This is a genomic window from Puia sp. (assembly GCF_035546395.1).
Lineage (GTDB): Bacteria > Bacteroidota > Bacteroidia > Chitinophagales > Chitinophagaceae > Puia.
In genome coordinates, this window is sequence record NZ_DASZXR010000019.1 from 1,123,277 (window position 1) to 1,145,408 (window position 22,132).

21 protein-coding genes are annotated in these 22,132 nt (G+C 47.5%); 8 read left to right on the forward strand and 13 right to left on the reverse strand.

Annotated elements, in window-relative coordinates; genetic code table 11:
* Positions 1-442 precede the first annotated feature (442 nt).
* The 3 genes from VHE34_RS30960 to VHE34_RS30970 all read right to left on the reverse strand — a co-directional run bounded on the left by VHE34_RS30960 (position 443) and on the right by VHE34_RS30970 (position 4,769).
* Complete coding sequence (locus tag VHE34_RS30960; protein WP_325595460.1) at positions 443-2,737, reverse strand: histidine kinase dimerization/phosphoacceptor domain -containing protein; 2,295 nt, start codon at positions 2,735-2,737, stop codon at positions 443-445.
* Positions 2,738-2,837: 100 nt separating this feature from the next.
* Positions 2,838-3,269 carry a cupin domain-containing protein gene (locus tag VHE34_RS30965; protein WP_325595462.1) on the reverse strand — a complete coding sequence of 144 codons (432 nt, stop codon included), beginning with the start codon at positions 3,267-3,269 and terminating at the stop codon, positions 2,838-2,840.
* Positions 3,270-3,311: 42 nt separating this feature from the next.
* Positions 3,312-4,769, reverse strand: a complete 1,458-nt coding sequence (locus tag VHE34_RS30970; RefSeq protein WP_325595464.1) for a hypothetical protein — start codon at positions 4,767-4,769, stop codon at positions 3,312-3,314.
* Between the two features lie 304 nt (positions 4,770-5,073).
* Between VHE34_RS30970 and VHE34_RS30975 the strand changes: the two genes are divergently transcribed.
* Entirely contained in the window at positions 5,074-5,862 is a 789-nt protein-coding gene (locus VHE34_RS30975) for an alpha/beta hydrolase (protein ID WP_325595466.1), read from the forward strand.
* A gap of 19 nt (positions 5,863-5,881) precedes the next feature.
* Here the strand turns inward: VHE34_RS30975 and VHE34_RS31285 are convergent, their stop codons facing one another.
* Positions 5,882-6,211, reverse strand: a complete 330-nt coding sequence (locus VHE34_RS31285) for a putative quinol monooxygenase (RefSeq protein ID WP_414709932.1) — start codon at positions 6,209-6,211, stop codon at positions 5,882-5,884.
* Positions 6,192-6,962 (reverse strand): SDR family oxidoreductase, encoded by a 771-nt coding sequence (locus VHE34_RS30980; RefSeq protein WP_325595468.1) that lies wholly within the window; start codon positions 6,960-6,962, stop codon positions 6,192-6,194. The genes VHE34_RS31285 and VHE34_RS30980 overlap by 20 nt, the downstream gene beginning before the upstream one ends.
* Positions 6,963-7,311: 349 nt before the next feature.
* On the opposite strand from VHE34_RS30980, the gene VHE34_RS30985 reads away from it, so the two are divergent.
* The 5 genes from VHE34_RS30985 to VHE34_RS31005 all read left to right on the forward strand — a co-directional run bounded on the left by VHE34_RS30985 (position 7,312) and on the right by VHE34_RS31005 (position 14,179).
* Complete coding sequence (locus VHE34_RS30985; RefSeq protein ID WP_325595470.1) at positions 7,312-8,271, forward strand: MBL fold metallo-hydrolase; 960 nt, start codon at positions 7,312-7,314, stop codon at positions 8,269-8,271.
* A 155-nt stretch (positions 8,272-8,426) separates the two neighbouring features.
* Positions 8,427-11,192, forward strand: a complete 2,766-nt coding sequence (locus tag VHE34_RS30990) for a sigma-54 interaction domain-containing protein (protein WP_325595472.1) — start codon at positions 8,427-8,429, stop codon at positions 11,190-11,192.
* Between the two features lie 97 nt (positions 11,193-11,289).
* Positions 11,290-12,675, forward strand: coding sequence for a sigma-54 dependent transcriptional regulator (locus VHE34_RS30995; RefSeq protein ID WP_325595474.1), 1,386 nt, complete (start codon positions 11,290-11,292; stop codon positions 12,673-12,675).
* A 179-nt stretch (positions 12,676-12,854) separates the two neighbouring features.
* A complete protein-coding gene (locus tag VHE34_RS31000; protein WP_325595476.1) occupies positions 12,855-13,889 on the forward strand; it encodes an alpha/beta hydrolase in 1,035 nt (344 codons plus the stop codon).
* Positions 13,890-13,924: 35 nt separating this feature from the next.
* Positions 13,925-14,179, forward strand: coding sequence for a hypothetical protein (locus VHE34_RS31005; protein WP_325595479.1), 255 nt, complete (start codon positions 13,925-13,927; stop codon positions 14,177-14,179).
* 123 nt (positions 14,180-14,302) lie between these two features.
* Here VHE34_RS31005 and VHE34_RS31010 read toward each other — a convergent pair whose 3' ends face one another.
* Positions 14,303-14,836, reverse strand: coding sequence for a permease (locus tag VHE34_RS31010; RefSeq protein ID WP_325595481.1), 534 nt, complete (start codon positions 14,834-14,836; stop codon positions 14,303-14,305).
* Between the two features lies 1 nt (position 14,837).
* Positions 14,838-15,305 (reverse strand): hypothetical protein, encoded by a 468-nt coding sequence (locus VHE34_RS31015; RefSeq protein ID WP_325595483.1) that lies wholly within the window; start codon positions 15,303-15,305, stop codon positions 14,838-14,840.
* A 1,122-nt stretch (positions 15,306-16,427) separates the two neighbouring features.
* Between VHE34_RS31015 and VHE34_RS31020 the strand changes: the two genes are divergently transcribed.
* Positions 16,428-16,634: a hypothetical protein gene (locus tag VHE34_RS31020; RefSeq protein ID WP_325595485.1), complete on the forward strand. Its 207-nt coding sequence runs from the start codon at positions 16,428-16,430 to the stop codon at positions 16,632-16,634.
* A gap of 27 nt (positions 16,635-16,661) precedes the next feature.
* Here the strand turns inward: VHE34_RS31020 and VHE34_RS31025 are convergent, their stop codons facing one another.
* From VHE34_RS31025 to VHE34_RS31050, 6 genes are all read right to left on the reverse strand, one after another.
* Positions 16,662-17,357, reverse strand: coding sequence for a hypothetical protein (locus VHE34_RS31025; protein ID WP_325595487.1), 696 nt, complete (start codon positions 17,355-17,357; stop codon positions 16,662-16,664).
* A gap of 128 nt (positions 17,358-17,485) precedes the next feature.
* Positions 17,486-17,752 carry a hypothetical protein gene (locus VHE34_RS31030; RefSeq protein WP_325595489.1) on the reverse strand — a complete coding sequence of 89 codons (267 nt, stop codon included), beginning with the start codon at positions 17,750-17,752 and terminating at the stop codon, positions 17,486-17,488.
* On the reverse strand, positions 17,749-19,137 hold the full coding sequence (locus VHE34_RS31035) for an IS4 family transposase (RefSeq protein ID WP_325595507.1): 1,389 nt from the start codon (positions 19,135-19,137) through the stop codon (positions 17,749-17,751). The genes VHE34_RS31030 and VHE34_RS31035 overlap by 4 nt, the downstream gene beginning before the upstream one ends.
* Before the next feature lie 114 nt (positions 19,138-19,251).
* Positions 19,252-19,983 (reverse strand): hypothetical protein, encoded by a 732-nt coding sequence (locus tag VHE34_RS31040; protein WP_325595491.1) that lies wholly within the window; start codon positions 19,981-19,983, stop codon positions 19,252-19,254.
* A gap of 68 nt (positions 19,984-20,051) precedes the next feature.
* Complete coding sequence (locus tag VHE34_RS31045; protein ID WP_325595493.1) at positions 20,052-20,819, reverse strand: hypothetical protein; 768 nt, start codon at positions 20,817-20,819, stop codon at positions 20,052-20,054.
* Positions 20,820-20,880: 61 nt separating this feature from the next.
* The gene (locus VHE34_RS31050) at positions 20,881-21,357 is read right to left on the reverse strand and encodes a hypothetical protein (protein ID WP_325595495.1); all 477 of its coding nucleotides are present in this window, start codon (positions 21,355-21,357) and stop codon (positions 20,881-20,883) included.
* An 81-nt stretch (positions 21,358-21,438) separates the two neighbouring features.
* Between VHE34_RS31050 and VHE34_RS31055 the strand changes: the two genes are divergently transcribed.
* Complete coding sequence (locus tag VHE34_RS31055; RefSeq protein WP_325595497.1) at positions 21,439-21,888, forward strand: hypothetical protein; 450 nt, start codon at positions 21,439-21,441, stop codon at positions 21,886-21,888.
* The last annotated feature ends 244 nt before the right edge of the window (positions 21,889-22,132 follow it).

Sequence of the window (22,132 nt, forward strand, 5' to 3'; positions counted from 1 at the left end):
ACCGCGTAGGGGAAGGGGTTCGAACACCTTTCAAAATTTGTTGAAAGTTTGCTCTTCATAGAACGATATAAATTAACCGGTTTGACATAGCGCAAAACTAATATTTGAATTGCCCACTGAATTTTGGTGCTACACGACAACCCTGAAAGGCGTTCGAATTCCCCGACAGGGAGTATGTCTAAAGAGTTATCCTCAGCTCCTGAACGGTGTCTTTGACCGTCCTTGAAAGAAGGGAGTATTGAGGGGAAATCCATTTTCGATTTATTTTGCCTTTTTCACGGCAGCTCGCCGCATCGGCGCGTAAGCCTTTTATCCTCAAAAACCCATGGAGGAACTCATTATACAGATTCAGGTTAAAGAATGCCGAACCCGCCAAAACTATTCCTATTCGTACCAAGAAGATTTTGTTCGTGGGGTACTTACTTACTTGAAAGAATTGAGCCTAGACGACGCCTACCTCTTCCTCCCCATATACTACTTCCACAAAGGGTTTGGTGCTGCACTCTATACTTATCTGCAATCCACCGCTCGTTTCCAATTTGAGTTTTCCGTTAAGATCCCCCGAGAGCCCGTGAATCAGTTTCATGCCGAGGGACCGTTTTTCCAGGATTTTTTCAACATTGGCGATCCCAATGCCATTGTCCTTGATGATAAGGGTTAACGTGTCATCATGGCTATGAAGGGTTATCGCTATTGTTGGATGGTCGATACCGCGGAACGCGTGTTTAATAGAGTTCGTCACCGCCTCATTGATGATCAATGCAAGGGGTATGGCAACCGGTACTTCAATTTGTATGGGCTGGATGTCCAATTGAAAGTGTACCCGTGGCCCGATTGAAAAACTATCTTTCAAATATCCGATGAACTGTCTGATATACGCTTCCAGATCGACGGTAGTCAGATCCTCGGTCTCATAGAGTTGTTGATGAATTAACGACATGGCGTATATGCGATGTTTGCTGTCATCGATCGCTTTTAACGCCTCACTTTCCAGGTTGAGTGATTGAGATTCCAGCAAGCACATGACGGTATGGAGGTTATTCTTCACGCGATGATGCACTTCTTTCAGAAGCCATTCCTTTTCGGACAAAGAACGATTAAGTTGCTGTAGCAGCAGTTGTTGTTTTTGGTTCTTCTGTGTAATGATCTCGCTAAGCTCTTTTTTACCACGGTATTGACGATAAAAGATGCCGGCGGCAATCAGGAATAGGATGGCGAACCCAATTACCACGTTCCTCACAAAATCAGCCCGCTCCTGCCTTGCCCGAACAAGCTGCTCTTTCTGTTCGAGCGCTTTTATCGCTGCATCTTTTTTCTCCGTCTCATATTGAATCATCAACTTTTGAACATCGGCATGCCGCTTTGCTAATTCAAGGCTGTCATCAAGTGCATGATTTTGTTGTGAGTATCGGATGGCAGAGGTGTAGTGTTGAGTCGCGGAGTCGACCAGGAAGAGCATGTAGGTCAGTTGCCGCTTTTCATACACCGACGTCATATTGTCCTGCATGGCCAGCGCCTTTAAAAGGTAGGGCCGTGCTTTGACATATTCCTTATGTTCAACATAAAAATACCCGAGGGCGCCATAGTCCGCTCCGGTCGCCCATCCGGCGGCTTTTGTCATTGTAAAAGACTTTACAAAGTATCTTTCCGCCTGTTGATATTGACCCGTCGCCAAATACGCTCTTGCGTAGGTGTCAACTGTTGTTATTTGCTGATCGAACGTAACGGGCGTAAAAATGCGGGTTAGCGAATCGACAAACGAAAGTGCTTTTTTACTTTGACCGCTCCTAATCAGCCTTCTCACCATTTCACCGATAAAAACATTTGCGCTGTATCGGCCAATGGCGCTCTTGCACTGTTCTAAACCCATACGTAAAGCATCGTCTTCCTTTTTATGCTCACTCATTCGCCCATACAACGTTGAAGCTAAGTAATAGAGATGACTAAGTGCGGTTTTGTCCGGGCTTTGCTCGAAGGCACTCGTTGTTATGTAATAGTCATTCAAAGCGTCGGTAAATTTACCTTGCATCCAATGCATCTCCGCCAGGATCAGATATGGATATTGGACGCCTTCTATCTTCAATTGTTTGTATTGTTGAATGATATCATTTATCTCCTGGGTGCCCTTTTTTTCGTCTCCCTCCAGCTGGTGGATGAATGCGAGATATTGCCTGGTGAGCAGCTCATTCTTCTTTAATCGGAGTTTCGTGCTCGATTGCTGTCCTTGCTCAGCATAAAACTTTCCTTTACCCAAGGCATCCCTAAGTGGTCGTTGCGGACAAAATACATAGGTGAATGCCAGGCCGACCTGCACGTTATTCTTAACCGTATCGTTATTTATTGCCGGCAAGAGGTTCTCAACTTCCGATACGCTATCTTCCAGTAGGTAGATAGAGGCCAAGGCATAAATCGATTCGGTTATTCTTTTTTCGTCTTGTAATTGACGGCTCAAACCAAGTGCTTCCCGGGTATACTGGGTGGCAAGCGGAAAATCCTGTAAGGTCTTGATCGGTTTGTTGTAATGAATATTGGCAAGCCCCAGCAGGGCATCGATTTTTTCTGCCGCCCGATTGCCCGTGCGAAGCTGCAGGAGGAGTGACGGTTCCTTATTTGGCGATACAAGTTCCGGTGCGGGATAATACTGGGCAAAGACGGGTGTTGTCCCAAATGTGGTGGTGATCAAAAGAAGCATGATCATTGCCGACAGCCATGGATCGGACGGTTGTTTCTTTCTCATCAGCCAGTGTTTAGCAGTCAAGTTACGGCTTTTTCATGGTTTTGTAAGCCGTAGCGGGCCTAAGAGGCGCTCCCAGGATTTGATTCCCGATTGGCCTTCCTTACATACCCACATTTTCTACCAATGGCTTTCCCTTTTCAACGATGTATGTCGCCAATTCGCTCGCCGGCGATTTGCCAACATTTATTGCCGAGTGGATAACGCCAGTAGGGACAAACAGGACACCACCCTTTGTCAACGTGATCGGGGGTTGTCCTTCCAGCGTATATTCTAGGGTTCCCCCCAGGACGTAGATGATCTCCTCACCGGGATGCCGGTGGTTTGTGGCAAACGCACCGGATGGGAAATCTACCCGAACCTGAATCATTTCCCTTCCATCCACACTAATGTCATGTCGTTGCAAGTCAGTACGCTGTTTGGCGACCGGGTTGGCGTTTCCCTGAGCTGGGGCCGCCAACGGAGTAAAAGAAAGGGCAGCGGCTACAAATTTGCAAAAGAGGCATGTTGGAGTGGACGAAGATTTGCGGATCATATTTAGTTGAAGTTTTTGACAGTGAAAAAGGGCGAATGATCGTCACAGGAATACCTGCGTAGACAGAACGAATGTTCCTTTGGAAGAACTCTGCCGGTTATCGACCACGATAGGCCTTGTCTGATATTTAAAAGAAATTCTGGCATGATGACCATCCAGGTAAACATTTCCCCCGGCGCTCCACCAGGTAAATTTGGAACTTCCGTACCGCTCAAACTGCTGAAGACTATATTCGGCAAAAGGCTGCACGCGTATAAGATCACTATGGAACAGGGTTTTGGGGAGCAACAGACCCGCCTGCGTAAACCAGGACGACCCGGTGCCGATAATTGGTGCGAGATTACCAAAACCTGCCTGGGAAACCGTGCCACTATAGTTTTTGGCGGGGCCGACATTTTGGTTGATAATCGATCCATTTCTTAAGTAATTGGGTCCGAAATCATCATGGTAATAAACACTGTAAGCAGTAACGGCCCAGTTTTCCCGGGGGCCGCCGAAGGGAAGATCTGCGAAGACATCGGCCGCCCATATGGCAATATCGTGTTTAATCAGCGGCGATGTACTGGTGTTGTTTGCTTGCGTCGATGTCCCATCGGCGGAGTAATAGTAGCCGGCTCCGATATTCAGTACTTTCTTGGTGCCCACATAGGTTCCGGTAGTATAGGGGACCAGACTGTTCTCCTGCTCAAAGATATCCCAGGAAGCATAGCCGGTAGTCGACAATTTCCCTTCGGCGTTGTTGTCGACCGCATAGTTCAGCTCGGGCGCATTAGGAGCGTACGCCACGGGCGGATTGATAACAGTGAAGGGCTTGTTAATTGCCCAGCGATACGGCACCGGGCCAATCTTGCCTTTGACGTACACCCCCACCTGGCGGCCCAATTGGTCCGAATTGTCTATCAGTGGCCAGTTGTAGAGTGGCGCATCCACCGCCAGGAAGTTAAACGAACTGAGCGAACTCAGTCGGCTGATGCCCACCCAGTAATGTAATCCTGTTCCTATATACAAAGAAGCAAAGTTCGGCTTTTTCGTCTTGAAGTCATTATCCGGGACAAGCGTAAATTCGTTCCATAATTCGTGTACATAAATATCCGGCTTCTTTCCCAATGTTCCCGCGAAGGTAGCGCCTCCGTTCCCGGTGTTTCCCCCTCCAGCGGTACCGCCACTCGAAAAGGTTTGGTTATCCATTCCGACTGTGGCCAAAATAAGATAGCGGGGACTAAGCTGCGTGTAGACGGCAAAGCGGAACTGTCTTATACTGAAGTCAAGCATATTGTCCTTGGCGATACCGTTGACCGCAGTACCGGGGTTGAGGCGAGTATAACGGGCCATAAAATCACTCCAGATCAAAAAACGGATGTACTTTTTTCCGGTGCTGTCCAATTTCACGGTCATGCCATCCTGGTAAGAGGGTGAGCCACCTTGACCGTAGGTCGTGCTGGTGAACAAGAACATCAGAGTCGCCAGGAAAGTTCCGAGCTGATTTTTTGAAAGACTCATACAAGTAGAGTTTGGATGTTTTGCGATGCCTGATTTCTATTAGAAAAGGGTGCCAGCCTATAATTCAGTAACAGTTAAAGAATTAGACTCGCATTGGCGATGTTGGCGTACCGAAATGCCGATATTTTTGGATCCCCCCATTGGAATATCATTAATGAGTGGTGGCAGATGACATATCGTTAATCTCCCCCAAAAAACGCTGAATATCGCTGGCCGATAACGCTTGGGGTTCACCCGGTAGCCTGAGCCTAAATGGCTTAGCAATTGGTATTGCTTTGGACTAACACAGTAAAAATATTGTAAGATGAAAAACAAAAAATTGTCAAGGTGGTCATCGAAGTTCATCCTTTTGGGTGTTTTTGTATGGAATATGTGCAGTTCCATCATCACGACAGCGCAGGCAGCCATCGTAAAGAACATTGTCATCGTCCATGGGGCTTTTGCCGATGCCTCCGGTTGGCAAGCAGTATATGCGGAGTTGACTAAACATGGCTTTGTCGTCACTCTTGTTCAAAACCCCTGTAAATCGCTGAAGGCTGACGTGGACGCAACCAACATCGCGCTGGATAAAGTGGACGGTCCGGCGATCCTGGTTGGCCACTCCTGGGGCGGTACCGTTATCACGCAGGCGGGCGTTCATCCAAAAGTTGCTGCGTTGGTTTATGTGAACGGCTTTCAACCGGAAGTTGGCGAGAACACGGTCAAACTCGCGTCGAGTGCACCGCCTAAACCTGAAAATGGACTACTCCCGCCGGATGAGAAGGGAAATATCTTTTATGACAAAGCCAAATTCCACGCAGGCTTTTGCGCCGATGTCAGCCGCCAGATGGCCGACTTTATGTATGCATCATCCGGATATATCCCGGTGGAAGCATTTGAAACGCCTGTGACGGAGGCAGCCTGGAAAAGCAAGCCCACCTTCGGCATATCATCAAACGGGGACAAGAGTATCAATCCCGTCATCACACTCAACGGCTATAAAAGATCGAAGAGTATCATTACCCGGATGGAGGGAAGTCACGTCGTTTTCATGACTCACCCCAAAGAAGTGGCCGCGGTGATCATGGCAGCGGCGACGAAAGTAAGCAAGTGATCGAAATAAAGAGGGCCGATCAACTCGGCCCTCCTTTACTCACCAGAAAGAACGTAGTTCGCCCGCCGGTTATCCTAAGACATTCGATGATCGTTTTTAGGCCGTTTTGAACGGGTTCGATTCCCAGGTGCCGGTCCATCGCGGCCTCGCCAATCCACCCTTCCGAAATGATGCAGGTGTTTGCATCTGCCACGCCCCAGGAACAATAAAAGTAGAGGTTTCCGGCTGAGGCTTTTGCGTGGACACGATATAAGTTTATCGCCTCGGCGAACCGTTGTTTGTCGCCGGGATGAACCGTGTACCTTGCATAGGCAACAAAGCACGCCAGTTTACACCTGCGCTTGTCCACCGTCTACAAAAATTTCGCTTCCCGTCATATAGGTACTATCATCAGACGCCAGGAAAACCGCCACCGATGCTATTTCTTCCGGATCGCCAACGCGGGATAAGGGCGACTGGTCGCAGAAGCTCTGCAAGGCCTGTTGTTGGGCGCCGGTGGCATCCAGCAAATTCAATAAACCCGGTGTGGTGGTCGCGCCGGGAGACAACACATTTACCCGGATAGCCGTCCCGTGCAAGTCCAATGCCCAGCTTCGGGCAAAATTTCTGATCGCCGCTTTTGTGGCGCTGTACACACTGAAGGCGGCGGTGCCCTTCGAGCCGGTGGAAGATCCGGTGAGGATGATCGATGCTCCGGGTGAAAGCAGGGGCAGGGCCTTTTGAACGGTAAAGAGGGTCCCCTTTACATTGACATTGAACGCCAGATCGAACCCCTCTTCGGTGATATGGCCAAGCGCCTCGAGGGTGCCCAGGCCGGCATTGGCGAAGACGATGTCCAGACCCTTGTGTCGGGCGGAAATCACCGAATAGATATGGTCAAGGTCTGCCAGGTTACTGACGTCACCCCGGATGGCGGTCACATTGCGTCCAATGGAAGCGACGGCTTCGTCCAACTGCCCCTGCCGCCTGCCGGTGATATAAACAAAAGCACCCTCTGCCACAAAGCGCCTGGCACTGGCCAGGCCAATCCCGCTGTTTCCCCCGGTTATCAATGCGATCTTACCCTGTAGTCTGCCTGCTGGTTTTACTTCGGTTGTCATGATGTTTATTTTTTTGTGTTCAAAGGATCATACCAGAAATCAATTGACTGATGGACAGTCCGGTAAGCCAGCTTCTCGCGTTTAGCAGCGCCGATATGTCGCGAATGCCCGCCCGGTTGTCGAAATGCCGACAATGGCATAAGCGGGCTTTTGCCGATGAATGAAGATCAATTCATCGATAGGGTCGTCATTGCTATTTCAATGTTGCGGTTAGAATTTCCGATATATCGGCGTAGGAGAAAGCTGGATTTCACACATAGGAGCCCTGTAAACAACAAGTTATGTCCTGGCACAATATTGCCCTTAGCACAAGTGCCTGCGATTTGCAAAGAGGCTAAAAAAAACAGCTATGTATACCAACAACAACCAATTTAACAGACGTCGGTTTCTAATGACCACGGGTGTTCTTATGGCCGGGACGCTCGCGTTTCGACAAAACCTGTTCGGACAGGTTAAAGGGGATGGGCCGGTTCAACAGATCAATAAGGCGGCCGCTACGGCAAAGATCAATGTCACGAAGCTCAGAGGGAATATCTCGATGGTGGAGGGATCGGGCGGGAACATTGCCGTTCTAAACGGTCCGGACGGCAAACTCCTGGTAGACGCAGGGATCGATGTATCAAAAGCGCATCTGATACCCGCATTGCACTCTATCAGTAACAAGCCGATCAAAGTTTTGATCAATAGCCATTGGCATTTCGATCACACCAGCGGGAATGTGTGGATGCACGAAGCCGGCGCCACCATTATCTCGCAAGACGTGACCCGCGCCCGGTTATCTCAGAAAGTGTATCAGCCGGAGTGGGATTACACTTTCGATCCCTTGCCGAAAGGGGGGATACCCTCCATTGTCTATAAGAATGAATTCACAAAAGACTTTAACGGAGAAACAATCCAGGTGAAGACCTATAAGCCGGCACACACCGATGGGGATTCTTCGATTTACTTTCCCAAGGCAGATATCCTTCATGTCGCAGATACCTTTTGGAATGCCTATTATCCCTTCATCGACTATGCCACCGGGGGGAGCATCGATGGCATGATCGCCGCCGCCGATCTAAACGTCAAACAGACGACGAAGCATACCATTGTGATCCCGGGACATGGCGCAATTGGCAACCGGGACCAACTGATCCGCTTCCATGAAATGCTTGCGACCGTCCGGGATAGCGTTGCCCGGCTAAAAAAGCAGGGCCGGTCCTTGCACGAGGTGATCGCGGCCAAGCCGACTGCCCCCTTTGATCCAGTCTTTGGTAACTATGTAATAAAGGGTGATTTCTTTACAAAGCTCGTATACAGAGGTGTTTGATTTGGGACATACCAGTTAGCGATATTTCACTAACGAAGGATGAATTTTTGTTGAGATATCGCTAATCTCGGGCTTTTGCTACCCATAATGATTTGAAAGCCATTTATCTATCGCCAGGCATTCCATTTGTTGGGTATAACGCAAATTCCTGAGATATGTCGGATCTTTATAATGAAGCCGGATTGACGACGGACAAGAACGGCGATCTTTCCACGCTATTTGGGGAGTGGGTCGGATACATGGAGAGCCTTGAAAAGCGAATCAAAGAAACGATCACCAAACAGCTGGCTTCCGCAGCGCTGGAGCATGACGATGACGAGAAGGCCATTCTCCTGGATCTGAGTACCGAGATTGCCGCAGCCAGGAACAAGGAAGATCTGTTCGAGACGGTACATTCGAAGTTGGCGACCTTCTTTACGCTCGAAGGACTGACTCTTATCCTGGCCGAAGCCGAAGATGACACCTACGATATTCATGCCTTTGAAAAGATCCGTGCAGGGGATCAGATCCGCCTGGCGACCCATAGAACGGCCCTGTCTCATTCCGGATTGGGGCCGATTCTGCAAGAATTGACGACCAGTCCCGGCTCGCTTTGTTTCGACACCGCTCTGTACGCCAACCGGTTTCCGGAGGTGAATCTTTTCAGTGTCTGGGCCCGGAAGGGCTGGGAGTATTTTGCCATCGTCTCGTTAAAGGTTGGCGAAGAGATTCTTGGTTATCTTTTGCTGCATATGTTGACAGAGGGCGCGAATTCTTTGCGAACAAACTTGCTGAAAGGAGTTAGTGCCCAATTGTCGGTAGGGCTTTCCAATATCAACAGGATGGAGGAGACCCTACGCAGGAAAAATCAAATGGAATTGTTGTTAGCTATTAATACGGGTCTTGCTTCAGTCAGAAGTGCGGATGAACTGGCCAAATTTATCAAAGACACCTTTAAAAAATTATTCGGGTGTAGCCACACCATGATCGCGGTCTGTAATGAAGATGGCCTTACCCTTGACGCCTTCCTGCTGGACGAAGATGCCAAAGCCAAACTGGCTTCTTCCGTACTGCCATTTCGTGACGGCTGCAACACGATAAATGATATCGTATTGAACCAGGTGAGAACCTCCGTCACCCCACAATTATTCGATCTGAAGGAGCTTGCCTTGCAAGACCCTCCGCCGCTATATGTGAGAATCAACGATGACTTGCAACAAAATGTGCTGCTGATCACCCGACTCGCCAAGGGTGACGAGGTGATTGGATTTTGGTTCATCTATTTCAGGGATTGGAAGATCATTACCAAAGAAAAGATAAGGCTGATCGAAAGCCTGTCTCACCAGCTTTGCATTTCGGTAGCCAACATCGTCGCCAACCAGGAGATTAAAAACAGGGAAGATGAAAAAGGACGCCTGCTCAAGTTCAGCAATGCTATCGCTCCGGTACGGGATAAAACGGTACTTTCCAAGATCCTGCAAACGCAGCTCTTTGCGTTGTTTGGCATTGAAAACTATGTTGTCGATGTTTTCAGCTCGGAAGCCAATAGGTATTTGCCGTTCCTTTCCGGGGAAGATGGAGCTGGATCCGGGCTTGATGCAGATCAAAATTCCCTGATAACGTTACCGGACGGATCGATGGATACGATTGCCAGCATCGACGGTCCGTTCCTCTATGAAGTCAGGGACGGTGCTATCGCACTATTACCCACCATTGCCGAGTCCAGGTCTAGGGGCGCCCGCATGGGGATCGTCATATCGCGCAGCGTTGACGGATTTGCTGTTCTGAGTTTTACGCATGCCGACTTCCGGCAGATCAAACAGCTGGAAATCCTCCTGAAGAGCATTTGTTCACAAATATCCATCGCGGTTTCAAATATTATGGCAAATGAAAAAGTCATCCAACAATTAGTGGAAATTGGACGGTACAAGCAGCAGCTCGAGGAGGAAACCATCTATCTGAAAGAAGAGATTAAGGTGAATCAGAATTATTCCGAGATCATCGGAGAGAGCCAGGCGATCCTCAAGACGTTCCGGTTGGTCGCACAGGTCGCTCCGTCTGAAAGTACGGTGTTGATCCTCGGTGAAACCGGCACGGGGAAAGAATTGATCGCACGGGCCATTCACAACAATTCGCCCCGAAGAAGTAAATTGATGGTGAAGGTCAATTGCGCGGCCCTGCCGGCCAATCTGATCGAGAGTGAATTGTTCGGCCACGAGCGAGGAAGTTTCACCGGCGCGACGGAACGCAGGGTCGGCAAGTTTGAGCTGGCCAACAACGGAACGCTGTTTTTGGACGAGATCGGTGAGATGCCACTGGAGCTCCAGGTGAAGCTACTAAGGGCATTGCAGGAGAAGGAGATCGAGCGGGTGGGGGGTAAAGGCACGATCAGGATCGATGTCCGCATCATCGCGGCAACCAACCGGGACCTGGAGAAGGAGGTGGATGAAGGCCGTTTCCGAAGCGACTTGTATTACCGATTGAATGTCTTCCCGATCGAGCTGGCCGCCCTACGGGATCGAAAAGAGGATATTCCGATTTTGGCCACGCATTTCATCCATCTTTATTCCAAGAAAACTGGACGGCAGATCACTACCTTGGGAACCAGGGCGCTTCAGGAGATGATGCAGTACAGCTGGCCGGGAAATATCCGCGAGCTTGAACATTTGATCGAGCGTAGTATTCTGCTCACAACCGGAACCACCTTAAAACACATTCATTTGCCGCCCAATAAGGTCATTACGGGTGTTGGTGACGCCGTTGCGGATCGTTCATTAAAAACGATAGATGAAAACGAGGCTGATCACATCTTAAAGATATTGAAATACTGCCGGGGCAAAATTTCCGGATCAGATGGGGCCGCGGCGATACTGGGAATACCCGTCAGCACATTAACATCGAAGATGAAGCGGCTGGGGATCAAGAAAGAACATATGAAGTAGCCTTCGGGGCAGCTGTCTTTTCTTTGAACATACCCCAAATTTCGTTACCTTATCGGGAGCAATCTTTTGGTATCAGTTATCAGCAAAATCAACCTTCGTGAATACCAGCGTATTGATAGTTGAAGATGAGTTTATCGAAGCGAATACCCTGGAAGAAATTCTGGTAAATGCTGGATATACAGTGACTGGTATTGCCCGGTCGGTATCTACGGCGCTCAACATGATTGAAAAGCGGCGTCCGGGTATCGTCATGCTGGATATTCAGTTACAGGGGAATCTGACCGGAATCGATCTTGGCGTGAAGCTTCGCGAGATGAAGATAGCTTTCCTTTATTTATCTGCCAATTCGAATAAAGCGACACTCGACGCCGCCAAAGCGACCAAGCCATACGGATTTCTTGTGAAACCCTTCAGATCCAAAGATGTTCTGGTCATGCTCGATATAGCTTTGTACCTGCATAAACAGGCCGGCGAATCGACTAAAGGCATGGACACGGGTGATAAAGGCACAGGCCTTCCAGCCAATCGACCCCTGAAGGAAATCGTCGGAAGCAGTCCCGCCATGGCTGACATTCTTAATCATGTTCAGGTGGTGAGCGGGTCCGATACTGCCGTTTTGATATTAGGGGAAAGCGGCACCGGCAAAGAGCTCGTTGCGCAGGCTATCCATCATCTGTCCAGCCGAAGAGACAAGGCGCTTGTCGTGGTGAATTGCGGCGCCCTTCCGGCGAATTTAATCGAATCGGAACTCTTCGGCCACGAAAAAGGATCCTTCACTGGTGCGTTCAATAAAAGGATCGGGAAGTTCGAACAAGCCGATGGGGGTACTATTATCCTCGATGAAATAGGGGAGCTTCCGCTCGATCTGCAAGTGAAGTTTCTGCGCGTCTTACAGGAGAAAGAGATCGAAAGGATCGGGGGAAGCACCCGAAAAGTGGATGTTCGCATCATCGCCGCCACGAACAAAAACCTGGAAGAGGAGATCAGCAAGGGTCGCTTTCGACTGGATCTCTACTACCGTTTGAATATTTTTCCTATCTCCCTTCCCCCGTTGCGTGAGAGGCAGAGTGACATCCTGCTTCTGGCGAGTTACTTTTTGAAGAAATACGCCGATAAGCAGGGGAAGGAAATTACCGGATTTTCAGACGAAGTGATCGGCATGCTCCGCGCCTATAGCTGGCCCGGGAATGTGCGGGAACTGGAAAATATGATGGAAAGAAGCGTATTGCTGGCTTCAGGATCGCTGATCACAAGTCTGGTCCTGCCAAAGGACAAAACGAGAGGCATTTCCGGGATTGACGAAAACAGGATCAAAACGATGGAGGAAAATGAACGTGACCATATCCTCTCGATTCTCAAAAAGTGTAATTGGAAAGTCTACGGAGAGGGCGGTGCGGCCGAACTGTTGAATATTAACGTTTCTACCTTGAATTCCCGGATGAAAAAATTAGGGATCGACAAAAAGCGATATATGAATAAGTAACAACCGGCCCTAACCCGCTCCATTTTTTGAAATATCAATAATTAGGTCGCAAAATACGAAATCTCGTTCCCCCCGATAGTGCAGAAAGTTCTTAAGGGATTGATATCCATTTGTCTACACCATGGCATTTCGTTGGTAAAATAATGGATCAATCAATCATTAAAAACTAAACAAAAGCAATGAAAACAGGAATGTATTTCGCCTGCCTCAGTCCGCTGATCGTCGCAGGCTCCATGCAAGTTAATGGCCAGGTGAAGGATTATGCAACAGATGAGCGTCTCAGCCCTGCCGTGAGGACATTTCTTGCAACGCTGAACACGGGCGGTCCCGGTCTGGAAACGCTTCCACCGGTGAAGGCGAGGCAGGTACTGGTGGACGTCCAAAACGCTTACCCGGTAGACCTGTCGGGCGTGACGTTTTCGGAAAAATCGATCAAGGTAGATGGACACGACCTTCTACTAAATATCGTAAGGCCGGAGGGGATCAAAGGAGACTTGCCTGTATTTATCTATATCCACGGTGGTGGATGGGTATTGGGCGACTTTCCGACTCACCGGCACATGGTCCGTAACCTGGCCGTTTTGTCCGGGTGCGTGGGGGTGTTCGTTAACTATACACCTACACCGGACGCGGCCTATCCTACGCAGATCGACCAGATTTTCGCGGCGACCCAATGGGTTGCGGCACATGGTGCAGAAATCGGAGTCAACGGGCGCAAACTGGCGGTTGTAGGCAATAGTGTCGGCGGAAATATGACGGCCGTCACTGCCATTCGGGCGAAAGAAAGCCACGGGCCGGCCATCAGCGTTCAAATCATGATGTGGCCGATCCTCGATCACAATTTTGAGACGGAATCTTATCGGGAATTCGGGGATCAGCGATTCCTGACCACTCCATTGATGAAGTGGATGTATGATATGTATATACCCGAAGAAGCGAAACGAAACGATATTCATGCTTCGCCCTTGCGTGCAACAACAGAGGAACTGAAAGGATTGCCCCCGGCGCTTATTCAAGTGGCGGAAAATGATATCTTGCGGGATGACGGCGAAGCATACGGACGCAAGCTGGAACAAGCGGGTGTACCGGTAACCACGGTGAGGTATAATGGAGTGATTCACGATTGGGGATTGCTGACCGGCCTGGCCAAATTGCCGCAGACCCAGGAGCTTTTTGAACAAGCCGCGGCTGAATTGAGAAAATACCTTAAGTAACGTACCATTTACCTAACAAATAAAATTGTGCAACCATGTCAGACAAAATCGAATCGAAAGAAAATGCTTTGCCCGCGGAACCTTCAACGGCAAAATCAACGGAAGGTAAAGCCGGTGAACCAAAGCAGGTGAAAAGGGGAAGGGGGTATTCCGCATTGGTGGCAGCCTCCATGGGAAGAAGCGCGACGGGCGCAGTACGAGCTAATGCTGTGGGTGACATCTCTGGAGCAAGCGATGGAACCGCGAACACCGGGATCATTGTCACCTACGGAGAGGAAAATCCGGAATAGTAGGATTCACGAGTCATTCAACATCCACGCCACCGCCACTGAAATTCTCCTGGATTGAAGGGCGGTGGTTTATTATAGTTCAATTTCGCGCCTCGGTTTCGGCTTGCAACTATATGGTCCGGACTATGCGTCCCGTACTTTGAAGTTTTGCTTCCGGATTATTTTTTCCATGATAAAGGATACAACAAAGATCATGGGAAACGTTACCAGATTCCTGATAAGCGAGAACTTCCAACCGAGAAAAGTTACTTCGAAAATCAATAAAGGCAACTTAATTGTGCTGAAAGCACCAAGGTAAAGAAATATATTTCTGACTGATGCGCCTTTCTTCCAAAGCAAATAGGTAGTAGGAAAAGCCGTATATAGAGGACCTGCCTGGAACATGGCAAGCAGAATGACCAAAAGATTTCCTCTTAGGCCGGAACCTTTGCCAATCAGCATCTCAACCTTTTCTTTATTCACCCACACATCCACCAACCCGATAAGTATAAATGTAGCTGGCAGGAAGTATATCATTTCGCGGCCAAAAGGCAAAAGCCTCGTTGCAAAAATCTCTTTTCCAGGCTTCAAATCATATAAATAGGATAGGGCTGTAAAGACGGTGAATCCAGCGATTAAGAACAGGCTGATTCTATTTCGGCTATAATACTTTTGCATATTAGATGAGTATGGAGATGAAAGTCCCGGTAACTATCGCTCCCACCAAATACACCAGGTTTCTCGTGATCGCGGTTCTCCATCCATAATACCGGGCTTCAAGCGGCAAGGAAGGCACTCCGACCATGAACAAAGTTGACAGAAACACGGCGATAACTTGTATCGAAACGCCGTTCTTTAGCAGAACATTGGCCAAAGGATAGACAATAAAACTTGGTATTAACGAAATGGTACCCAGTAGCGCTGCGAGCAAATAGCCGGAGAATCCGGCCTCCCTTCCCAGGTAATGAGCAATAACTCCTGCCGGGAGTAGATAGATCAGGGCACCTGTCACCCAAATTAGAGAGAAGACGCTGGGAAGTACTTGTAAAAACATTTGCAGACCAGCTTTTACACCGGCAACGGTCTTCTTTTTATCAAACAGGTAAGAAAGGAAGACCGCGGACAAACTGACCAATAATACTATCATGAGGCTTTGGAATTTAAATAGGCATTGTTTTCAAATAATAAGTCCCTTGGCGTCATATTCTGCATCTACGAAACGGTTGCCTTGCATTGCCGGACTTCCGGCCCTGTTTAACTCGAAAAGTGGGTGGAAATACCACCTTAATTTCGATGGGGGAGGGAAGTATTTCGAGTTGGGGGTAGAATGCGTTTTCTGCGCTTACTTGCCTGACTCAATTCAAAGGGTGTGCCGTTGCATAAATGGCTATGAGGGAATGGGTTAAGGCAAAGCACAGAAATCTTCAGCATTTACATTTCGAAAATTTTCAAAAACATGTTGATTTATCGCAAATCGAACCAGCTAGCTGCCCAGCAGCAATAGCCGCGCTGGGATTGTTACTGAAATAGTCATTGGCACTCAATCGACTTGGCAGTGAATGAAAAAAGGAAGAACTTCTAAAGATCGTCGCAACCTTTAATCGTTCAATTTTGCTAAAAAAGTATAGTCCTGACCGATAGTTCTTTATTTGGAGCGACACCCCCGTCGAGGACTTCGAACACTCTACAAAAACGCACAACACCTTAATCGATAATTAATTGGAATCCATTTTGAAATTATTCACTGCTAAATGAATTCGCAACTCATTGATAATGATTTCTAGACTCGAACTCAGAAGTTCTTGATACACAGCAACAAAAAGCCCCAATTTCAACAATTGGGGCTCGCTAATAAACTTAGGTACCGTGTCGGGGAACTGGTTCGAACACCTTTCGAAATTTGTGGAAAATTTATTGTACGTAAGTCGTTATAAACGTACAAGTTTACAATAGAGAAAAAAATAATATGATGTCTTCGATTAATTAACGTGTCACATTGAACAAGCCGACAGTGTTCGAATTCCCCGACAGGTAATGGAATATAGGCTTGCTAAAGCGGAGCAGATGGTCGGCTGAAGGTGGCTGAAGGGTTGAAGAAGTGAGGGTGTTTGGCAGATTTCAGGAATTGTAGTACATTTGTTTCGTAGCCAAAGAAGTAGCATTCGGGCGTCCTGCCCGAAAATCGTAATCCAAAATCGTTTCATAATAATCGTTAGTGCCAGAGTTCCTTTGGAATCTGCTGGAATTAATAATATTAAAATTATTTGCGATGAGCAAAGAAAGGAACGATCCCATGCCCGACATGAGGATTACGCGAAAAGATGTTTTCCTCTTATTTGCGGTGGTCCTTGTCGATCATGAGCCAGTCTCGACCTACCTGATGTATCCGATACCAGTCCGGTGCTCCGTACCGGTTGTGGCAGTCCTGATGGTTGGCGTAGTCGTCTGGATGTTGTTTCGCAGGCGAAGAAAATAATCTGACTCAACAACCTGAGCGGGGAAACTAACAAATAGTTTCCTCGCCCTCGTTTTCATCTTCCTGTAAGTGACAACTGCCGCAATTGGTAAATGCCCGCTCACTAATCCGCCCGACAAAGCGGTGTTTAAGCATAGGCTCACCAAGAATGGAGTTTAAGGAATACGATTGTATCCAGCGTTCGAAGGAGGCAATTAATTTGGCATCTCTAATTTTGCGATGATTCTGACGTTCCAGAACGATAGGGCGGAGATAGTTTGGTAAATCGACGGTTTGTTCTCCAAAGTAGTAGAAATGGGTGGATAAGAGGGAGCGCTTTCCGCCCAGGTCCGTGGCAATATTTTCTTCAAAGTGAACGCCGGGACGTAAGCACGGTATAGGGCCTCCACTATAGTCATAAATACAGTCTCCTACTCTTCTGCGCCAATCTGTATTTCTTATATCGGGGATTTTTGCCGACAGCTTTTCCCGGCAGAACTCGTCATATTTTTCCAAAGACATGATTTTGGTGATCTTCATTGCATAAACTACCCGACTCGACAGGTCTCTGATTTGTCCATCATGGCACTCAGCATTGGCTGAACCAGTACCAACTACCCAATCACCGACCGAGGCGGTTCGGCGGATGGCTGGTTTGCAGATCGAAAGCGTACAAATACCCCAGAATGGGTTAGGGGCTGAGCCATTGTCATAGCGAAGAACATAGGAATAGAGATTTGCCATGGCCGGCAATTACGAATATTTTTGTCGTATTGGCAACGGTGTTTTAACCCATATCGTTTAGTTAAGGTATTTTTTTTCGGAGGGAATAATGGATCCTAACCCGATGCCTCCCTATATAATGGTTGCTCTCACAAGTGATTATCTTCTTGCTGAAAATGCTTTGACGGGATTTGTATCTCCCCAGGTAAAAACCGTACGCCATCCATTTTTTTTAGAGCGGCAACAAATTCATTCCGGGGGATACTTGCAAGCATTTGATGCAGTCCAACGGGAGAAATAGATTGGTACGGTTCAGACAAGTCAGGTTTTAATAATTTAGACATCACTTCTATAATGGCGTCCTGTATTTCCTTGTCCCTATTAAGCGTCATTGTTTTTTCTTTTTTATCGATCACACGTCCTTATAATTCATATAATAATGTCTTGGCGGTTTCCAAGGTCTCGGGTTCTTTTTACCGGTGCGGACAATTTCAGTATTTGCCTCCACTTGCTTGTCAAAGGCGGCCAGCGCCGATCGGACAAGCCTTTTAATAAACATCCCTATGAGAATACCTTTGGTAGACCAATAGGCATAAGTACGGTTGATCTTATGGGGATGCTTTACCAATCCTTTCTTTTGGTCAGCCTGATATTCTTTTATCACCCGTTCCTCTATTGGGAAGGCCAGCCCAGCGCACAAGGTCATCATCATAACTTTGGCGTAGATATCCTGTTTCACTGCGATTGCCGTCTTGCCGCTGAAGGCTTCCACCTGTACCCGCGCCTTGTACATTTTGTATCCTTCTTCTATTGCCCACCGAATCCGATATAGTTCGCCTAATTCCTCCAGCTTGTATTTGACAGGATCCAGCAGTGAAGTACACAACACTTGTATGTTCCCTTGCTCATCCTTAATCTTTACCAGCCTGCATTTCACTTGCTTTCTCATCCGGGGGAACTGCTGCCGGTAGCGATCAAAATCGCCATCCGGTACCTCCATCATGATAGTCATATCCTGCTTGCGGTTCTTTAAGAATTCTTTTGTCGGCAACCAATTCGATTTCATCCGGACGATAAAATGACTTCCTTTCGATTGGAGGACGGAGAAGATATAACGCGCAAGGTAACCCCGGTCCAGCAAAACAATATCATCCTTTTCTACCTTGTCCAGATGCCGTAAGAATAACTGTAGTTCACTGGCATCCATATGATCGGTCTGCACGTCAAGGGTCAGGTAATTCACCGGATCATAGAGCATCGACAACAGACACATGCTTTGCTCCTTTCCGCTTTGCCTTCCCCGACCTATTCTCCTGGTACCAAATTCTTCCCGGATGCTCGGATGATCCGGCAGATTCAGGAAACTACCATCCACTGCCAACAACTTGTGGCCATGATAACCTAGGTAGTCCACTTCTTTATAAAAATCCCGCCAAATGATCTCATTGAGTTCCAGGAATGCTTCAGGTGCCAATTTTCTGCGCGACTGACTAAAGGCTCCTTTTGTGACTCGTCGTATGCTGAACGCTTCGTCCTCCGTTTCCCGAAAGAAATTATCCAGCTCCCGTTGTAGTCCCGTCTTTCCCATTCTAAGTATGCTGATTATCAGATAACTGAATGGAAGCAGCCGATTTCTGGTGAAGGCCCCTTCCCGGCCGTTTGTATGACGGCCTTTGAATTCAGTGTCATCATTGATATGGTAGATTAATTTTTTCGATATCCTTGTCCGATAGTCTTGATTTGTTTTCCGGCGAGAGGTTACCCCCTTATTATATGCCGAAATAAATTTACGGCACCTGATTCAATTGACGGGGGTGAAATCACCTTTTTTTGCTTAACTAAACGATATGGGTGTTTTAACGGTCTTTTTTGTTCCATGGGTGAAACGTACCTGTGATAGGTGTGAAGCTAAAGTTCAAAAATTATTTGGATTATTGGCGTTAATTCGTTTAGCTCCACGGATCGTATAAAGTATATCCATCACTATTAGCTCGATGAAAATGATGAGGACGCAACCGCTAATAATCCAGAAAACCAGACTTAGAAGAAAATTCAGGTGAGTGGGACCTGCGAAGATGGCACAATAAGATGTCCAAAGGGCATAGAGCGGTAATCCGTATAGACAAAAGCAGGCAACGAAACGCAGCAGAACATACCATATCCCCGCAACGATCCGGGAGAACGGGGACGCGTCGAGTAGTTCGGGAAAGAATTGCTTTTTTCCATGCAGGATATGGGCCAAAGGGCCGACCCTGTTGAGGGTTGGATAGAGGGCCGCGTCAACGACATCCTGCGGATAGATGGATTTTCCAAACATTGCTTTGTCAAGATTACGGATGGCACGCTGGATCAGCGATCGGCTCCTGATGGCCTGACACACTGCGGAGGCAAAGCACATGAACAGGAGCGAGATCACCGCAAATGCAATCGGGTAAAAGGCATTGTCGGAAACCGTACCCAGGTTGAAGGGTAGTGAGATGGTTCCAGTAGGGTCTTTTATGTGGGTGATAGTGATCACTGACAATGTTGCTGCAGAGACCCAAGCTTGGACACTGACTTTTGTATGGGTGGAGCAGCCTTCGATGAGTTTGTTCAGGTAGTCGGGGAATTTCTGTTCTTGCGGAACGTCGGCGGCAATTTCGGCCATATTAGTAAAAATTAAAATATTTTGGATTCAAGTGGAGTTCTGCAAATATCCGAATGAGATCACAGGTGTTAGTAAAGCACAGCATACTGCTTCACATATTTGCCTTTGTGAAACTTCCATTTGGGATCGTCGTTGAAAATTTCCCGGAACAGATCTTTTGACGTGGAAGGGCCAAAACCAATGAACAATAGAGTCAAGGAGATATCGTAGGTCCGGAACAATTGGGTGGTGATGCTTCCCAGCATCTTGACCGTCTCAAAACCCAGGTGATAACCTTTACCGTAATTATTGAGTTGTTCTTCAATCTGGCGTTGGGAAGGGTGCACGTAGGCGCAAACTTTGTAAAAAAGGTCTTTGATCTCATTTTTGTATCCCTGGTCTATCGCCGACGGAAAAGGAGTGACCGTCCGATCCACAACTTCGATAGAAGAATTGGGTATGGCGGTCCCGAGATAAGCCGTCTTGTCGGCCAGAATTTTTCCATTTTGTTCCTGGTCCACGACCAGGAATTTGACAGTAGTTTCAAGGATATATCGGATTTCTCTTCTCGCCATATTGTGTACACCGTTGATGACCAGATGCCGAAGGGAAATTATTGACTGAATTATGTCATCGGACGCCCGGATCGTCAAGAAATGGTCGTAGATATAGGATGCCCTGGTGGAATATAAGGATATAGCTCGGATAGCTTGCACCGCATCCCACGAAAAATCAGAAAGATAGCGCAGTTGATCCTGAAAGCTCTGTATATCTATTTCGTCTTTTTGATGATTCTCCTGCTTCTCCTGCAACTGCTTTTTTAGGTCGGCAACTAATTGTGATAGATAGTCGTCCATATAAAAATGATCTTTGAAGACGTGACAAAGAGATTGTGTATTTTACAAAGTGACCTTCATGCTATCCTGAACCTGGCGCTGTCCGCTGCCACAATCGATAGGTAAGATAAGGGACGCCAACTATCATCGCAAAGAAAGTAAACCCAATCACATTGTCGACAACTTTGGGCACATTGTCAAGATAATAGATTGTATCAGATCCCGGACCTTGATCGGTATCGATCTCAATATCAGCATGTTTGATCTTGCCGCCGTAAAGCAACCTTTCAACAGAAGCCTTTTCTTTACTGTAATAAATCAAACACATGAAGGCGGCCACCACGCTTAAGTAGAAGCTGTATTTCAATACTGCGGGGAGATGTCCATCACCGAAGTAATCGGGGACCCGGGAAAACAGAAAGCTTAAGAGGCCTATTAGCAACAATAGCGCAACTGGCAATAAAGGATGCGCACGCACTACGCTGCCGGTAAAAGCAATACCTATAATAAACAGAACCAAGAGAATTCCGTTTAGAATCCATTCGAATACTTTGGACATGGGATGTTGCCCTACTTTTATATCGTTAGCTAGGGAAGATACATCAAATGGCATTGTCCCACAACCGTGAAATCACCTTTTATGCCCAACATCATGAAAACGCCGTTGTTTAATTGGGGAGCTAACAGCTATTTCCCTAAAAATAGGTGTTTTCACGCTAGTAAAAGGCATCGATTAATTTTATCTTTTGATCTAATTACTTACAAAATGGACGCAAAAGCTGCGATGGAAATCAAGTCGCTTTTGGATAAAATCAACGAACAAACATCCTTGCAGGAAGTGCGACAAATCGTTAGCATATGCAGGCAGACATTGGCGAAAGAAACAGAACCAATTAAACTTTGGCGGTCGAGCCTGGCCTGGAGGTGGGTGATAGGCGCTCTGATTGTCCTGCTGGCTGCTACTATTGCGAAGTTCTGTAGCAATAGCAACTGGATAGCTTACGCCCGTGTGGAACCAGTTAAACCCGGAACCCCGATAATCTATGATATTGCCAATCTCATCATCTATGGGCTATGGATCGTTGCCTAAGTTATCAACAGGGTATTTTAAGGTTTCGGTTTTTGCAGGTGAGTTATCCTCAATTTATCCATAGCCTTCCCCGGAAAGGCTTATGGTGTCTATCTTTGAGAGCAATGCAGGGCACTCAGTCAAATATCGATTACAAGGAACTGTACGAGCAGCAATTGATCCGAATTGCTGATTTGAACGAAGAGATCGAGAAGCACTCGAACTTAGCGGCTGAGTTAAGAGAAGAGGTTGCTGTTGTTACCTT

Bases quoted from the DNA above. Each gene is read 5' to 3' on its own strand.
- VHE34_RS30960 (WP_325595460.1), bottom strand. From the start codon at position 2,737: ATGAGAAAGAAACAACCGTCCGATCCATGGCTGTCGGCAATGATCATG.
- VHE34_RS31045 (WP_325595493.1), bottom strand. From the start codon at position 20,819: ATGGACGACTATCTATCACAATTAGTTGCCGACCTAAAAAAGCAGTTG.
- VHE34_RS31020 (WP_325595485.1), top strand. From the start codon at position 16,428: ATGAGCAAAGAAAGGAACGATCCCATGCCCGACATGAGGATTACGCGA.
- VHE34_RS31015 (WP_325595483.1), bottom strand. From the start codon at position 15,305: ATGATAGTATTATTGGTCAGTTTGTCCGCGGTCTTCCTTTCTTACCTG.
- VHE34_RS31005 (WP_325595479.1), top strand. From the start codon at position 13,925: ATGTCAGACAAAATCGAATCGAAAGAAAATGCTTTGCCCGCGGAACCT.
- VHE34_RS31040 (WP_325595491.1), bottom strand. From the start codon at position 19,983: ATGGCCGAAATTGCCGCCGACGTTCCGCAAGAACAGAAATTCCCCGAC.
- VHE34_RS31050 (WP_325595495.1), bottom strand. From the start codon at position 21,357: ATGTCCAAAGTATTCGAATGGATTCTAAACGGAATTCTCTTGGTTCTG.
- VHE34_RS30980 (WP_325595468.1), bottom strand. From the start codon at position 6,962: ATGACAACCGAAGTAAAACCAGCAGGCAGACTACAGGGTAAGATCGCA.
- VHE34_RS30970 (WP_325595464.1), bottom strand. From the start codon at position 4,769: ATGAGTCTTTCAAAAAATCAGCTCGGAACTTTCCTGGCGACTCTGATG.
- VHE34_RS31025 (WP_325595487.1), bottom strand. From the start codon at position 17,357: ATGGCAAATCTCTATTCCTATGTTCTTCGCTATGACAATGGCTCAGCC.
- VHE34_RS31055 (WP_325595497.1), top strand. From the start codon at position 21,439: ATGCCCAACATCATGAAAACGCCGTTGTTTAATTGGGGAGCTAACAGC.
- VHE34_RS30975 (WP_325595466.1), top strand. From the start codon at position 5,074: ATGAAAAACAAAAAATTGTCAAGGTGGTCATCGAAGTTCATCCTTTTG.
- VHE34_RS30985 (WP_325595470.1), top strand. From the start codon at position 7,312: ATGTATACCAACAACAACCAATTTAACAGACGTCGGTTTCTAATGACC.
- VHE34_RS31000 (WP_325595476.1), top strand. From the start codon at position 12,855: ATGAAAACAGGAATGTATTTCGCCTGCCTCAGTCCGCTGATCGTCGCA.
- VHE34_RS31010 (WP_325595481.1), bottom strand. From the start codon at position 14,836: ATGCAAAAGTATTATAGCCGAAATAGAATCAGCCTGTTCTTAATCGCT.
- VHE34_RS30990 (WP_325595472.1), top strand. From the start codon at position 8,427: ATGTCGGATCTTTATAATGAAGCCGGATTGACGACGGACAAGAACGGC.
- VHE34_RS30965 (WP_325595462.1), bottom strand. From the start codon at position 3,269: ATGATCCGCAAATCTTCGTCCACTCCAACATGCCTCTTTTGCAAATTT.